Raw genomic sequence first — 15201 nt, 5'->3', positions numbered from 1 at the left:
CGAGGAGGGGCACGACCCATGCCGAACGAACGTGCCACGGTTGTGCAGACGCTGGCTGGCGCCGACCTGACCTTCACCCATCTCATCGGCCGCGATGAGGTCAGCCGTTGTTTCGCCTATACCGTTGGCTTCGTCTCGAAGAACCGGGACGTCGATCCGTTGAAGATGCTGGGCGGCCTCGTTTCGGTCGAGGGCGAATCCGATCCGAAGCGCTGGTTCAGCGGCCTTGTTTCCGATTTCAAGCTTACCCGAATCGAGGACCGGCTGGCCTTTTACGAGGCCACCGTCAGGCCATGGCTCTGGTTCCTCGGCAATACCACCGACTGCCGTATCTTCCAGAACATGACGGCGGTGGAGATCGTCGAAAAGATATTCTCGAAATACGGCATCGCCAAATTCGAGAAGCGGCTGCAGGGGTCCTATCCCTCGCGCGAATATTGCGTGCAGTACGACGAGAGCGATCTCGATTTCGTGCAGCGGCTGCTCGAGCACGAAGGCATCTTCTATTTCTTCGAGCATGACGAGGGCAAGCACACGCTGGTGCTGTGCGATGCGATGAGCAAGCTGAAGCCGGCGCCCGGTTACGAGAAGGTGCTCTACAATTTCGAAGGCCACGGCTCGCGGCGCGATGTCGAATACATTACCGAATGGATTCCGGGCAGCGCGGTGCGACCGGGCGCCTATGCCCACACGGATTATGATTTCGAGAAGCCCGGTGCGGATCTGATGGCGAAATCCGCCCAGCCCTTCGGCCACAAGGAGGCTTCGGGCGAAAACTACCGCCAGCCCGGCGCGCATCTCGATGTCGGGCGGGGCGACAAGATTGCGGGAATCCGTCGCGAGGAACTTCAGGCCGTGCACCAGCACAGCACGGCGGTGGGCACCGTGCGCGGTCTTTTCTCCGGCTGCAAGTTCACGCTGGAAAGTTTTCCGCGCGACGACCAGAATCAGGACTATCTGGTGGTCAGCGCCGAGTACCGGCTGTTCGATCCCGGCTATCGAACCCAGAACGAAGCTCACAGCGAGAACTTCAAGGTGGTGCTCGGCGCGGCACCCACCAAACTGCCCTACCGGCCGCCGCGCATCACGCCGCGGCCGATCATGCGTGGGCCGCAGACGGCGACCGTCGTCGGCCCCTCGGGCGAGGAAATCTTCACCGACAAATATGCGCGCGTGAAGGTGCAGTTCCACTGGGACCGGCTCGGCAAGAAGGACCAGAATTCTTCCTGCTTCGTGCGCGTCTCGCAGACCTGGGCCGGCAGCGGTTGGGGCTTCATCCAGATCCCGCGCATCGGCCAGGAGGTCATCGTCGATTTCATCGAAGGCGATCCGGATCTGCCGATCATCACCGGCCGCGTCTATAATGCTGCTGAGATGCCGCCCTACGCGCTGCCGGGCAATGCGACGCAATCGGGCTGGAAATCCAACTCCTCGAAAGGCGGCGGCGGTTACAACGAACTGATGTTCGAGGACAAGGCCGGTTCTGAGCTGGTCAATTTCCAGGCCCAGAAGGACCATCACCTGCTGATCAAGCATGATCGCAACAAGACGGTCCAGCACGACCAGTCCGACCGCATCGACCACGACGCCAAGCACTCCGTCGGTCATAACCTCGATGAAGACGTCGGCAACAACAAGACGGTCAAGGTCGGCGTCAATCAGACAACCAACATCGGCAGCAATGACACAGAGACGGTTGGTGCGAACCGCTCGCTGACGGTCGGTGCCAACGAGACGATCCACATAGGAGCGAATTCGACGGAGAATATCGACGCCAACCATTCGCAAACGGTGGGGCTCAACCAGACGGTGACGGTGGGTGTCGCGCGCGTGGATACGGTTGGTGCCGCCGAAGCGAGGACCGTGGGCGCCTCGCAGACGAACACGATTGGCGCGACGCGATCGGTGAGCGTCGGCATCAGTCAAAGTCATAGCATTGGCACCGCGGACACTTGGGACATCGGTGCGGCGCAGACCGTCAATGTTGGCGCGGATCAGAGTTTCGCGGTTGGCGGGGCGCAGTCGTCGCAGATAGGTAAGGCGAGGACCACCGTCATCGGTGCTGACGATGCGACCGACGTTGGCGGCGCTCATGCACTCAAGGTCGGTAAAGGCAGCGGCATCCAGATCGCGGAAGACAGCACCATCAAGGTCGGCAAAAAGCTGATGATCGATGCAGACGACGAGATTACACTGGTATGCGGTGACGCTTCGATCAACATGAAGAAGGACGGAACGATTTCCATCAAGGGTAAGGACATCCGCATCCAAGGCAGCGGCGATGTCCAGGTCAAAGCTGACGGCGACGTCAAGATCAAGGGTAGCAATGTCTTCAACAACTGAAATTAAGGGGCGCGAAGAATCTGTTCAACGCATCGAGGGCGTCGTCATCGGGTTGTTGATCGGCTTCGACGATGGCGCCCCCCTGGTCGTGTTCGTCGGCAATCCTGGCGAGACAGCGCTCAAGGCGCGCAGCCTGGCAAGTCTCGACGCTTCGGCGGTAGGCGCGGAAGTTGCGCTGCTGTTTGAAGGCGGTGATCCCGGCCGTCCGTTGGTCGTCGGGCGCATTGTGGATCCAGTGCATGCGCGCGAGCAGGTGCAGGTTGTGCGCGACGGCGAAACGGTGACGCTGAACGCAAAGGAACGCATCGAACTGCGTTGCGGCCTGGCCTCGATCATTCTCGAGAAGAACGGCCGCATCTCGATTCGCGGCAGTCAGCTGAGCAGCCAGGCAAGCGGCGTGAACCGCGTGCGGGGTGCGGCTGTCCATCTCAACTGACAAGTCCATGCATCGAACTGCGACGATCCCGGCGATTATCGATCAGCATGTGGAGGATGCCGCGTTCCTGTGGCACCGTCGCGCGCGGGAGATCGACGGCCCTGTGATGGGCGCCTTCGACATCGGCCGCATCGACCAACGGCTAGACGCCAATCTTGACGGATTGATCGCCGCCGGCCAGGCGGCGTGGGATCTGGTGATGGCTCGCTTAGCGGACTACCAGGAGCCACCCGAATTGTTCGTGCTGGGGGCCTTGGCGTTCGAATGGCAATCCGCTCCCGCCATCAAGTTCGCCTTTGAGAGTGCGAGATTGCTTGGGAGGCGCGGACTGTCGGCGTTGTCAGGCGCGGTCGCTCGCAGCTCGCCGGACAGGTTGAAGCCGTTTGTTGCGCGCTGGCTGGATTCGACGGTCGCAATGGAGCGTGCGTTGGCTGTCGGCGCGCTGCATCATCACGGGGTCAATCCCGGCCCTAGGCTCAAGGAACTGCTGATCGATCGAGATGCCGAAGTGCGCCGCAGGGCGCTGAGGCTTGCGGGCGCGCGACGGCGTCTGGATGTAATCGCGGAGGTTTCGGCGTGCCTCGAAGCGCGTGACGGACTGGAACGCCTGGAAGCTGCGATAGCAGCCTGTCTGCTCGGCCAAGTGCGGCTGGCGCAACCTGTTCTCGACAAGATGCTGGTCGACTATCCGGAGCTTGCGGGAGCAGTCATGGAAATCCGGCTGCTGGCCACGCCGCCGATCGAGGCGCGGTCGTGGTGGCAGCAATGCGTCTCCTCAGCGGCAGCGCGGGAAACGGCAGTGGCTTTGAGCGGGCAGCTGGGTGACGTGGTCATCGTGCCATGGCTGATCGAGAAGATGCGGTCGCCGGAACTTGCCTATGCGGCGGGGCTCGCGTTGCGCGACCTGATCGAGATCGATTTTAACGATACTGATGTGTTCGTCACGGACCCGGCAAAACTCGGGCCGGAGTTCGAGGCCGTCGAGGCGACGCCGCTGCCTTCCGCGTCGCAGGCCGAAGCTTGGTGGGACGATGGGAGAGGCCCGTCTAGGTTCGACAAATTTCAGTCGATGCGGCGGCTGAAACTTGACGCCATGAGAAGTGCGCTCGCCAACGCCGAGATCGCGCTGACCAACTGGCGGCGTTCACGCCCGATTCCGGCGTGGATGTGAAGACCGGTCAAGAGTCTGCCCTGGAGCAATTCCAGGAGAAAGTGTGACGCGGCTCTCCGCCAGAAATTGCGTGTAAACAAAGAGATAGAGCGCTTGCCATTTAGTGAAACAGCATAGAGCGCTACGCATTGACGACTGCGCTCACAAGCGCGGCGGCGCGCATGCCGGCTTCCGATGTGGCTTCGCACATGGCGACACGGCCGGGGGCATAGGACTTAGCGAAGCTGTCGGCGGCGATGAGCAATGTGAGCGCGCCGGCGCCGGCGCCGATTTCGCCCATCGTCATCGCGGGATAAGCCATTGGAAGGGTTTCGCGTCGCGAGCGGTAGAAGCGTGGACGACCTATCAAGCCCTCCCAGGCGCTATAACGCTCACCATTGTCGTTGCTGACGATGAATGCAATGTCGGACTCCGTCGGGCCCTTGCCTTCCATGGCGGCACGGCAGGCTGCCACCAACGCCCTGCCTTGGCTGTAGTTTTCCGACAGCACCGAGTTTTCCTCCAGTGCGGCGCCGACGCCGTGAATGGCGCATTGGGCGGGCAAATCGCGACCGGGCGCGCGGCGCAGGCAGATGACGGCGGCACCTTCGCCCGGCACAAGGCCCTGCGCATTGTCCTCGGTCTTCAGGCGACTGGCGGCCATCAATCGGGCGATGTCCTTGTCGTTGACGAGGCTGTCGACGCCGCCCAGCAGAACCTGCTCGACGCCCGGCGTTGCGAGGAGGCGCGCCGCGTGATCCAGCAATCCGAGGCAGGCCGCCGCGCCTCCGTCGACCACCCGCGAGGAGGGATGAAAGCTTTCGCCCAGACTGCTTTCCAGACCCGCGAGAAATCCGCTGGCCGGCACCTCCGAAAAGGCTGGATGTTGGCGGAATGACTCCGGGGTCACCAGCAGCAGGGCGCTGGCGCTGGCGGCTGCGCCGCCCTTTTGCAGCGCCTCGCCCACCGCACGCGCGGCCATGCTGGTGAGCCAGGCGTTTTCGGTGAGGCGAAGGGAATAATGCGAAGGTATGCGGGAAACGGTTTGATCTTCGCCGAACGGATCGGTGAGTGTGCGTCGCTCGAACGCCGAAAGACTGGCGCGGATCGCCGCCACTGTCTGGCGCGTATTGAGGCCAGCCGGTGTCACCGCGCCACCGCCCGTGACGTAAATCGGTGCCTTTAGCCCAGCCATGTCGCCCTCCTTGCGATCAGTCCGCCATCGCCGCGTGGGCTGAGATAGGCCTTGCGCTTGCGCCGCGCGAGCAGAAACGCGGGTGTAACATGGCCAAAGAGGATCTCCCTCAGCGCCGGCGCGTTCCGCTTGGTAACCATCGACAAGCGCGACTTCAGGGTGACGCGCCGCAAATCTGGCTCGATGACAACCGTGTCTACTTGGAAGACACGATCCTCCGTGCGGTCGTCGTAAAGAAGACGGATCGGCGCCACGACACGCGGCAGGCGAAAGTTCCAACGACCATCGGGCGTCATCCCAATGACGCTGACTTCTTCGCCCCCATTCAGCTGTTGCAGCTGCTGATCGGCTGGCGCGCATAGATTGTAGCGTGGATCGAAATCCGTCGGCGGAAGCGGCCACTGATTGTCGATCCAAGCCTGGTCATATGTACCCGCCAGCGGCAGCCTCGGATGCCAGCCGCGGCCGATCACCCCGAACCCGGCCGGCCTTGGATGATCGGATGGGCTGCGGAAAGGTTCATTCGCATAGGTAATATTGGGCGCATGCGTCTTCACGGCCTTGTCCGCGGAGCGGGCATGATTGAAGCCGACGCCAAGCGGATTACGTGGATCGGTCCCCCCCTTGTTGTCGGTCCCGCCAAAGGCGCGTTCGTACATGACGGGCATCCTGGCGAATGGATATGGCTGGCTATAGGCGCCCGCATCGTAAAGGCGATCGCCAGTCACGTTGAGCACCTTGCGGATGCTAGCGAGCTTCAACCCTACCTGCATTTCATGAACACGTCCCTCGCGCGGCGCATGTGCTTGGCCGTTCAAGACGATGTCGACACCCGGCTTGATCCAAGCGATCTCGCCTTCATAACGGACCGACGAGCAGGCAGGGTCGCCGAACGATATGTCGCCGAAGCTTACAGGCAGTTGGTTGACGGCCGGCTGAAATTGCGTGGCTTCTTCCGGGATGTCGAAGCTGGCCGAGAAAATGGCCAGGAAAACTTCGTTGCCCTCGGCGTTTGCTTGCACAAAGGTGCTGGCAACGAACGGGGTGTGATTCTCGATCCAGACCGCATACATGTGGTCAGCACCAGTTGCCGTTTTCGTCCTGGCCGATCGGCCAATACGGCATGCAGGCGACCAGCTTGACCAACTCCTCATTGCCCGCGTCGATAAGCCATTGCAGCAGGAAGATCTCGGCCGCAACACCTGCACCCTCGCTGGCAGTGGCGTTGGCCGCGACGCATTTCAACCAATAGCGGCGTATGACCCACACCACATTCGGGCTGGATGCGGCACCTGCTATTCGGTCATTGAAGGCCTTCTCGAGGGCCTTTTCGCGGCCGCCTTGAAGTTCTTCCTCGGTGGAAATGATATCGGCCCACCACTCGGCCGCGATGTCGTAGGCTTCCTTCAGCTCCGCCACATACTCGACGAACAACGTTCTGTGTGCCGGGCTAGCCTCGTCGTGATTGTGAACGGCACGGATGTCCGATGCCGACGCTACGTCACGAGGCTGCGCGAGCAAGCGCCTGATGCCGAGTTCGGAACTGTAACGCGTGATCAGTGGCATTATTCGACCTCGTCTTCGAGATTCATAGCCATCGGCACGAAACACAAACCATCGATGATTGGTTGAAGCTCCGGCGCAAAATGCCGGACGTTGATGATGAGGATTTCGATGGGCCACTCGAAACTCTGGCTCTTGCCACCGCTGTCGATGCCCCACTTCTCCCCTGGCTCGTCACCCTCGGGACGTTGCGCATTGTTCCAGGCCACAATCTCGAGATAATGCTTGCGGAAAATCGCCATTACCCGCGGGTGCCCCGCTATTCCTGTCGGCCAGCGCTTCCAGACGGCCTGCCCTTCATCGGCAATCAGGTCATCCCACCAATCCTCCAGTTCGGGCTGGATAGCGAGCAGTTCGCCGATATAGCTGTCTCTGATTTCTTCTATGCTGCGCATGGCGCGTCACCCAATCCTCACCGGGATATCGTCGACGAAGTTCTTTGCGTAGCTTGCTGCCGGGGAGCCTTGCGACGTTGAGCACCTGCCACAATGGGGCTTGACCGACTGTGGCGTCGAAAAATGAGCTAGGAATGCGTCCGGTGATTTTTGCATGTTACATCCGCCCATCTCCCACGCTACGCAGAGCGGCGGTTGATGGTCATGAACCATCTCCTGTTTCATTTCGCCCGAAGGAGGCGTCGGAACCAGCTTCGAATAGCGACCCCGTCTGGTCTTTTTGCATTGCCAGCAGGCCTTGCCGTTAACCTTGGCCGCCTGGTCGTCGGTACGTGCGGGACGGTGTGCGACACGGTCATATTTCTTCGCGCACTTCGTGGTCTTCTGATCCTTGGTCAACGTCGCCAGGAACTTGTTGAATGCAGCCGGGTTGACGCAGTTGGGCGGTGGGTCGCTCGCGGTATTCTGGTCCATCGTATCGCCATGGCGGTCGACGCCCTTGCCTTCCGCCTTCACCGTGAACGACCAAAGCTTGAAGACGCCTTTTCCCTTGATCTTGTGGGTTATGACTCCTGCGCCGAGGCCTTGGGTGGCCGGCTCGTTACCGGTGCTGGTTGAGATTTCTGACGCATTTTCGATTGCTGTCGGCTCGCCATCGATCTTAACGCTCTTGGTGCCCTTAGTCAGGTCGGACGACGACAACATGTTGACGTAGGGTACCGGAACCGGACCCGCCGGCGGGGAGGGCGGCGAGAGGCACACGTCGCCGGGGGCAATGCCCTGGCCGTTGCTGCCCTTATGGAAGAAGCCCATTTTCTCGGCATAGACACTAAGACCCATGGTCAGAACTCCTGGGGTACGGCACGCGCCGCACGCATGGTCGGCAGGGCGTTGTCCGCAAGGTCGTGAATGTCGGTGAAGGCGAGTTCACGCACCTCCCAGTCATCTGTCCAGAACACGATGCGGTTTATCGTAGAAAATTCCTTTGGCGGCTCCAGCGCCTTCAGGCGCGCCGTGATATGTTGCTGGTCCCACAGTTCCTTCACTGTCAACTTGGCGATGTTGGCGATGCCGTCGAACCAGGGATCCGCTGTGTCCGGCATCGCGCCGACACTTACAACGGCGAACGGATAGCGGCGGCCGACCTTGTCCTGGCTCATACGCCAGGCTCCTGCGCATGGTTGTTCGCCAAAAATCGCACCCTGGATGACGAACCGCCAGGTCCGGTCGTCAACCTCCTCGCCCTCCTCTGGCCGCGCGCGCAGTTCCATCGACATCCATCGGTCCCAGCGGTCGATAAAGGTACGCGGCAGGTTCCAGGCCACGAAATCCCCCGTCGCTGGAATCTTGCCGAAAAAGCCGGTGTTCAGATCTGCGGCGGACATGTGAACTTCTTGAACATTTCGAGTGTGTAGGGGTTCTCGACGCTGGCCGCCTTGAGCTCGAAATCGGCCCACATCCCCTTGGTGCCGAGCCGCAGGCTGTAGACGTCGGTGAGCTTGGTCGCATTGAAGCGGCCGCCGCGCAGCATTCTCAGCCACGCCCAGCTGCCGGTTTCGTTGAGCATCACTTCGGGCGAGCCGTCGACCGGCTGGAAGGCCAGCGAGATCACGCCGGTGCCGTCCTTGCCCGGCCATGTCATCGGCTGCGGCCTGGTCGCGTTGTTGTAATAGACGAGATTCTGGCCATCGAGGTTGAGCGTTACCCGCGTCACGTTGGGCGACAGGTCCTTTGGCTCCAGCGTGAAGTTCATCACCGGGCCGGTGCCGCCGGGAAACAGGTCGTTACGGATATGCCTTGCCTGCTCGAACGCCGCGAGCGCTGCCGGATCGAGGCCGAAATCGGCGCGCCATTTCCAGGGCTCGCTGGCGGTGTCGACATAGTTGATCAGATGGTCGTTGGTGAAGGCATCGATCAGGCCGGTCGGCCCGAAGAGGCGTTGGAAGTCGCGCACATTGACGTCGACCGCGCTGTCGGGGCTGAACGGATAGCGGTTGTTGAGCGCCGCCTGGCAGAAGGGCAGGATGTCCGCCCGCCAGATGGCGTTGAGCTCATTGGTGACCGCCTTCTGCGACAGGCCGCTGGTGTCGCCGGCAATGCCGCCCAGCCAATCGTTGATCGGCGAAGCCAGGATCTGCGCCTGCCTGGCGACCGCGCCTGTCAATTCGGCCAGCCCGCCCTGCTTCTTGATCGCATCCTGCGGATTGGGATTGGCGGTTACCGTCTGCAGCACATTGGACAGCGCCGTCAGCGCCACGACGGCGGCGTCGAGCGCCGGCGGCTGGCCGTCGACCTGGGCGATCGTGCCCTTGAGCGGCTTGAAATGCTCGGCCACCAGGCTGCCGGTCATATCGACCTGGTTGGCGGAGCCGGCGCGCGGCAGGAGCTTCGCGCCTGTCGTCACCACCTTGCCGAGCTTGCCGAGCTTGCTCAAGAGCTTCGATCCGGTCTTGGCGCCGCTCTTGTCGTCGGCCGACGCGTCATCGGAGCGGGTGAGGTCGGTCTCCTGCACCACTGCCGTCAGCAGGCGCTTCAGCGCGGAGTCGGCGCTCGAGAGATCCTTGAGATTCTCGCTGGCGACGTTGAGGTCGGTCAGCGGCGCAAGCCGCATGTCGCGCAGGAAGCTATCCCACTGCGCGACATAGTCGTCGTAATAGAGCTTCAGGATGTCTTCCGACAGCGCCGAGACCGACGTCTCCGAATTTTCCGAACAGCCGCCGGCAAACACCGCGCGGTCGAGCGCCGCCTGGCCCGCGACATCCTCGACCCGGTCGAGGATCGCGTCATGGAAGCCGGCATAGGTGTAGGGGCCCGGAACGCCGACACGCAGCGTCTTGTCGGAGCGGCGCGCGAACACCTTCGCGCCGTTCGGCCCGGCGAAATTCGCCGGCACCCATTCCTTGACGGCTGCCACTTCCGGGTCTGCCAGCAGCTGCTTGTAGGCGCGCTCCGGCAGCGAGATCGTGCACACCGTCTTCAGCGCCTCGGCGACCAGCTCCTTGTCCGGCGCGATGTAGCTGTCGTCGACCGCCATGCGGCGGATCGCGGCGAGCTGGTGCTCTTCGGCGTCCGCGGTCGGGAAGGGCGGAGCCGGCGCGAATTGCGGCAGGTTGTTCACCCACCAGTTCTGGACGAAATCGGTGTCCATCTGCGACAGGCCGGTCATCATGCGGTAGGTCTTCAGCGCGCCGAGCATGAAATCCGGATCGCGGATCTGCCGCCACATCGTCGCTTCGAGCAGGGCGACCATATGCGGCTCGAGCACATTGCGCAGCGCATGGTCGTAGGTGTCGGTCTGCGCGCGCACCAACTCCGCCGAAGCCGTCGGGCCGAGGAGATTGTGGACGGCATCCGGCGGTGCGGTACGCGCCGTCGCCACCGCATCCATCGCCGCCAGCGCGCCGTCCATGGTCGGCTGCTCGACCGCGGCCGGCATGGCGGCTACGTCCGTCAGCGGCGCCTGCAACGCCTCGAATTGACCAGCCTGTTCGGTAATCGCATTGCGGTTGTCGAGATAGGACCAGGTGAACAGTCCGCCGGCGAGCAGGGCAGCGAGCGCACAGGCGGCGGCCGCCCCGCGCCAGATCCAGGCGCGGCGACGCTGCGCCAGCGGATCGAATGTACCGAGGCCGGCTTCCTTGAAGATCACTTCGGTCAGGAGATTCCGCAGGAAGAAGCTGCGTTTCTCGACACGCGCCGCTGGCATGGCGCGGCGCGGCGGCAGCCCGAAGGACGACGACAGCGCCGCGGTCAGCCGGTCGATGGGCGCGCCTTCCTGCGTCGCCGAGGTCAAATAGAGACCACGCAGCCAGGCGGCCTCCTCGTAGCGGCTTTCGCCGAACATCGCCTCGATCAGCACCTGGATCGGCTCGGAAAGGCTGGCCAACTGTGCCGGGAAGCGGAAGATCTCGGCACGCTGGCCAAGCTTGTCCTCGTCCTCCAGCCGCGGCACCAGCCGCCGCTCCAGTTCGGTGGCGAGCCTGGCGAGTTCCGTCTGGATCGTGCCGGCGTTGACGCGCGCGTCGAGCGGGAAAGTCGTTCCCCACACCTGCTCGCGCGCCGTCGTCGACAAGCCGCCGAAGAACGCTTCGAACCCTTTGATCAGGTCGGCCTTGGTCAGCATCAGGTAGACGGGCAGGCGAATCTCCAGCCGATCGTTCAGCTCCGCCAGCCGGCGGCGGATCTTGCGGCCATGCGCCTTGATCGCCTCGTCTCCCTCCGAAAGCGCATCGATCGACAGCGCGACGATGACGCCGTTGAGCGCGCGCCGGCCCCGGTGCTTCTTCAAAAGGTCGAGGAAGCCCAGCCATTCCGCCGCGTCGACATCCGGCTGGCTTTCCTGCTGGACATAGCGGCCGGCCGTGTCGATCAGCACCGCGTTCTCCGAGAAGAACCAGTCGCAATTGCGCGTGCCGCCGACGCCCTGCAAATCATCGGTGAGGTCGATCGGGAAATTGAGCCCGGACTGGCGCAACGCCGTGGTCTTGCCGGTGGCCGGCGGTCCGACGATCACGTACCAGGGCATCTCGCGCAGGAACTTGCGGCCGCCGAGCTTGCGCCGCTTCAGTTCCGCCATCACCTCGCCGAACTTGGCGCCGACCGCCGCGACGCTCTCCTCGCCGGGGGTTAGCTGCTTTTCCGCCACGGGCGCCGCGATCTCGGCGACGAACATGCGGTTGGCGCGGATCGCGCGGCGCTGCGCGAGGATCAGCCAGATCAGCCACAGGATGATCAGCCCCGCGATGATGGCGATGCGCACATTGTCGGATTCGAACGGCGCGTAAGGACCGACCTGCACGATCGGGCCGAATACCCAGATCAACAGCGAAAGCAGCGCAATGCCGATCAGCGTCCAAAGGAATCGCGAGGTGATGACGGCCCAGAGGAAGCGCAGGATGAACATCTCAGAGCCTCTTCTCGACCAGGACCTCGACGCGCCGGTTGAGCGCGCGGCCCTCGCGCGTCGAGTTATCGGCCACCGGTTCGGTTTCAGCGCGACCCTCGGAAGAGATACTCTCCTGCGGCACGCCGGCTTGCACCAGAAGCTTGGCTATGGTTTCGGCCCGCGCTTCCGACAGCCGCTGGTTGCTGGCAAACGGGTTGGACTTTTGCAGGCGCACATTGTCGGTATGGCCGACGACGGTGATTTTTCCGATCAGCTCCTTGTTGTCCCCGATCACCTTGGCGATCGACGCGATCAGCGGCTCGTAGCCTTCGGTCAGCGTCGGTCGCGAGGACTGGAACAGCTCTGGATTGGAGGACTGGATGATCAGCTTGGCCAGCGAGACGCTCTCGGTGCCGCTGAGCGCCCCCTTGAGGTTGTCCGGTGCTTCGGCCTTGAATTCCGGCAGCAGCGCGAAATCGACCGGCTGCGGCGCCTCGGGTTCAGGAGCATCCTGCTTGGGCGCCGCGCGGGTGACGTCGCCGCGCGAGGCCGGGGGCAGGGTGCGCACCAGTGCGGAGAGTTCGACCGCCTGGCTGCTCAAACCCATCGACAGGCCGATATAGGCAGCCGCGGCGACGACAACCGCGGCAAGCGCCATCACCCAGATCGGCACGATGAAGCGCTGTGGCTCGTCGGAGGCGATCACGCCTTTCCAGTTCGGCGACAGCGGCGCGCCCTCGGCATCCGCATTGCGCAGGAAGCGCGCCGCGGCCACGCGCACGGCATTGAGCGAACGGTCGCCGGCGCGGCCGGGGACCCGATACTTGCCGCGGAAGCCAAGCGCCAGGCAGTAATACTGCAGCTCCAGCATCTCGCGGTCGCGGTTCGGGTGACGCTCCAGCTCGTCAAGCCGGGTGAAGAACTGGGTGCCGGCATCGACGTCGCCGCGCAGCATGACCACAAGCGGCTGGCGCGGCCAGGCGCTCGCGCCGCCCCATGGCGTGTTGAGCGCGAGATCGTCGAGCAGCGCCGCCACCGCCCAGGCCGCCTGGTCGGCGCGCTCCAGCGACGAGCCCGCCGCCACCGCGGCGTCGCGGGCCCGCACCAGCTCGTCGAGCAGGCGCGTGCGCATAACCTCCGGGTTCTCGGGCGCTAGCGCACTTTCGAGCTCCGGTGCAAATTCGAGCAGCGGCGCAAAGATGTTGATGAGCGTGTTGGGATGCGCGCGCGCCCTCTTTGCCGGCGCTCCAGGCGCCAGCGGCGCCATCGGGCGGGGCGCGGCACCAGTCAGCCGGATGCGTGTGCGCTCGCGATCCTCCGACAGTCCGAAAGGATCATCCCGGCTCATGGCCTCACCTGTTCACCGAATAGCAGTCGACCTGCGGCTCGCTCGGCAGCACACCGGAAACGCCGATGACGAAGCCGGGGGCGTCGAGCAGCGAGGCCCAATGCTCGCTCTTCTGGTCGAGCTCCAGGCACAGCCGGTCGCCGTCATAAGGGATTTCGCGTGGCTGCGAATGGAGCGGCTTGAGCGGAATGCCGGGCAGGCGCGACTTCCACAGCCCTTCGAACTGGTCGGCGGCGCCGACCGTCGCCTGATTGACGAAGATCTTGCGCAGCGCGTCTTCCGACAGTTCCGATCCGACACGGATGACGATGCGGCTGGCGACCAGGAGCTTCGGGTTGTCGATGCGCACCTTCCAGACATTGGTCGCGTGCCGCATGACCGGCAATGCCCGCGATTTCGGCTCGATGTAGCGCAGGCTGAGGATGAGCGAACGCAAGGCGTCGGCCAGTGCCACATAGGCGGGGCCGGGCGCCATGTGGTCGTAGGCGGGCAGTTCGCCGAGCCGCCGCGAGCTCGAGCCGTAAGTGGCCATCTCGCCGGCGAGGCCGGCAAGTTCGAGATAGAGCTCGGCCGGATGGAAGACATCCTGCGCCAGCATATGCGCAAGCCGTGGCCGCGCGGCGTTGGCAAGGTGCAGCATCAGGAGGTCCTCCACGCTGCGGCCGGCCCCGCCCATCACCATCTTGCCATGCGCTTCCGCGATCTGGTCGAGGCCGGTGACGACCTCCTGCAGCAATTGCCGGTACCAATGGACTGCGCCGGTGATCAGTGTCGGCGGCAGGAACGTCTCATCGAGCGAGATGCCGCCATCGGCGCGGATACCCTTTATGTCGGCGATCGGCAAAGCGGTATAGCCGCCGACCGATTTTCCGGGTGCAAGCAATATCGCTTGCGGCCGGGCGATTTCGATGTCTTCCGGGTCGGCACCGCTCAGGACGGCGTCGCGCACCGAGACGATCTTGCCGTGATAGCGCGCGCCTGTCGAAGTCGCATGCGCCGGATCGAACCCGACGCCGCCGGGCGGTTCGAGCGGCAGGGCGACCAGCACCGGTCCGGCACCGGTGTCGGCCGTCACCTGCAACGGCTTTGGCGCGTCCATCAGCTCCGGGATGGAGAAAGGCGTGCCGTCCGGGAAGATGCCCCGGGCGGACACGATCGAGACTTGCCCGGCATCGAGCAGCGACTGGTCGAGCGTCAGTTGCTGGAAACCGAACGTATGGAGTTGGCCGGCCTGCAAGGCGCCGCGCACCATTCCCTCGAAGAACCGGTCCTGCTGCTGGAAGTGCTGGGTCCTGAGAAACAGGCCCTCCGACCACAGCACCCTGTTTGCATCGCTCATGCCGTTACTCTCTGCACGGAACCATCTGCTGTCGATTGGGTCAGGAGCATGATCTTTTCCAAAAACCGGTTCCCACTTTTTGGGATCATGCTCTAAGCGGAAATGCCGCCCTTGCCGAGGCTGACATTGATGGTGAATTTCGACCCCGGCGATACCGACTTTGTCGTGCGCCAGTTGCGTCCGCCGGGTTCGCGGATCAGCGCGACGAAGCCGAGCGCCGTCGCGTTCGGCTCGACCGTGATGGTCTTTGCCGCGGTCTTGCCCGGCGCGACCGAGATCGCGTCCGAGCCGATCAGGTCGGCGCCGAGCGCCGAGCCGGCATCGCCCTGCAGCGCGAAATAGTCGGCCGAATTGAACTTGCCGGTGCTGGCCAGCCGCATCACCAGCACGGTCACCGGCCGGTCGCCGCCGCCCGGACCCGGATTCATGCCGGCGCCACCGGTCACGTTGACCGATATGACCGATGGTTTCGGCGGGCCGCTCTGGCAAGCTGCAAGCAGCCCCGTCGCGCCGATGGCAACGATGAATTCGCGTCTATCGATCATGT

13 protein-coding genes are annotated in these 15201 nt (G+C 63.5%); 3 read left to right on the top strand and 10 right to left on the bottom strand.

All coding sequences use genetic code 11. The features are described from left to right. Positions 1-18: 18 nt before the first annotated feature. From ACWGS9_RS00760 to ACWGS9_RS00750, 3 genes are all read left to right on the top strand, one after another. On the top strand, positions 19-2343 hold the full coding sequence (locus ACWGS9_RS00760) for a type VI secretion system Vgr family protein (protein WP_454503428.1): 2325 nt from the start codon (positions 19-21) through the stop codon (positions 2341-2343). After that, positions 2327-2779, top strand: a complete 453-nt coding sequence (locus ACWGS9_RS00755) for a DUF6484 domain-containing protein (protein ID WP_454503427.1) — start codon at positions 2327-2329, stop codon at positions 2777-2779. The genes ACWGS9_RS00760 and ACWGS9_RS00755 overlap by 17 nt, the downstream gene beginning before the upstream one ends. Before the next feature lie 163 nt (positions 2780-2942). Next, positions 2943-3950, top strand: a complete 1008-nt coding sequence (locus tag ACWGS9_RS00750; RefSeq protein WP_454503426.1) for a hypothetical protein — start codon at positions 2943-2945, stop codon at positions 3948-3950. Positions 3951-4071: 121 nt separating this feature from the next. Here the strand turns inward: ACWGS9_RS00750 and ACWGS9_RS00745 are convergent, their stop codons facing one another. The 10 genes from ACWGS9_RS00745 to tssJ all read right to left on the bottom strand — a co-directional run bounded on the left by ACWGS9_RS00745 (position 4072) and on the right by tssJ (position 15199). Then, positions 4072-5046, bottom strand: coding sequence for a hypothetical protein (locus tag ACWGS9_RS00745; RefSeq protein ID WP_454503425.1), 975 nt, complete (start codon positions 5044-5046; stop codon positions 4072-4074). A 65-nt stretch (positions 5047-5111) separates the two neighbouring features. Continuing rightward, on the bottom strand, positions 5112-6197 hold the full coding sequence (locus tag ACWGS9_RS00740) for a DUF2169 family type VI secretion system accessory protein (RefSeq protein WP_454503424.1): 1086 nt from the start codon (positions 6195-6197) through the stop codon (positions 5112-5114). Positions 6198-6201: 4 nt separating this feature from the next. Continuing rightward, complete coding sequence (locus ACWGS9_RS00735) at positions 6202-6690, bottom strand: hypothetical protein (protein ID WP_454503423.1); 489 nt, start codon at positions 6688-6690, stop codon at positions 6202-6204. Continuing rightward, on the bottom strand, positions 6690-7082 hold the full coding sequence (locus ACWGS9_RS00730) for a hypothetical protein (RefSeq protein WP_454503422.1): 393 nt from the start codon (positions 7080-7082) through the stop codon (positions 6690-6692). The genes ACWGS9_RS00735 and ACWGS9_RS00730 overlap by 1 nt, the downstream gene beginning before the upstream one ends. 6 nt (positions 7083-7088) lie before the next feature. Next, positions 7089-7922: a DUF4150 domain-containing protein gene (locus tag ACWGS9_RS00725; protein ID WP_454503421.1), complete on the bottom strand. Its 834-nt coding sequence runs from the start codon at positions 7920-7922 to the stop codon at positions 7089-7091. A 2-nt stretch (positions 7923-7924) separates the two neighbouring features. Then, positions 7925-8467 (bottom strand): type VI secretion system-associated protein TagF, encoded by a 543-nt coding sequence (gene tagF / locus ACWGS9_RS00720; RefSeq protein ID WP_454503420.1) that lies wholly within the window; start codon positions 8465-8467, stop codon positions 7925-7927. Then, entirely contained in the window at positions 8449-11985 is a 3537-nt protein-coding gene (gene tssM / locus ACWGS9_RS00715) for a type VI secretion system membrane subunit TssM (protein WP_454503419.1), read from the bottom strand. Before tssM ends, tagF begins: the two co-directional genes overlap by 19 nt. Position 11986: 1 nt before the next feature. Next, positions 11987-13315 (bottom strand): type VI secretion system protein TssL, long form, encoded by a 1329-nt coding sequence (gene tssL, locus ACWGS9_RS00710; RefSeq protein WP_454503418.1) that lies wholly within the window; start codon positions 13313-13315, stop codon positions 11987-11989. 4 nt (positions 13316-13319) lie between these two features. Then, positions 13320-14654: a type VI secretion system baseplate subunit TssK gene (tssK, locus tag ACWGS9_RS00705; protein WP_454503417.1), complete on the bottom strand. Its 1335-nt coding sequence runs from the start codon at positions 14652-14654 to the stop codon at positions 13320-13322. 92 nt (positions 14655-14746) lie between these two features. Beyond that, a complete protein-coding gene (gene tssJ, locus ACWGS9_RS00700) occupies positions 14747-15199 on the bottom strand; it encodes a type VI secretion system lipoprotein TssJ (RefSeq protein WP_095765815.1) in 453 nt (150 codons plus the stop codon). Positions 15200-15201: the final 2 nt, after the last annotated feature.

This window comes from Mesorhizobium sp. Arg314 (genome assembly GCF_053714275.1).
This window is presented reverse-complemented; position numbering and strand designations above follow the sequence as displayed.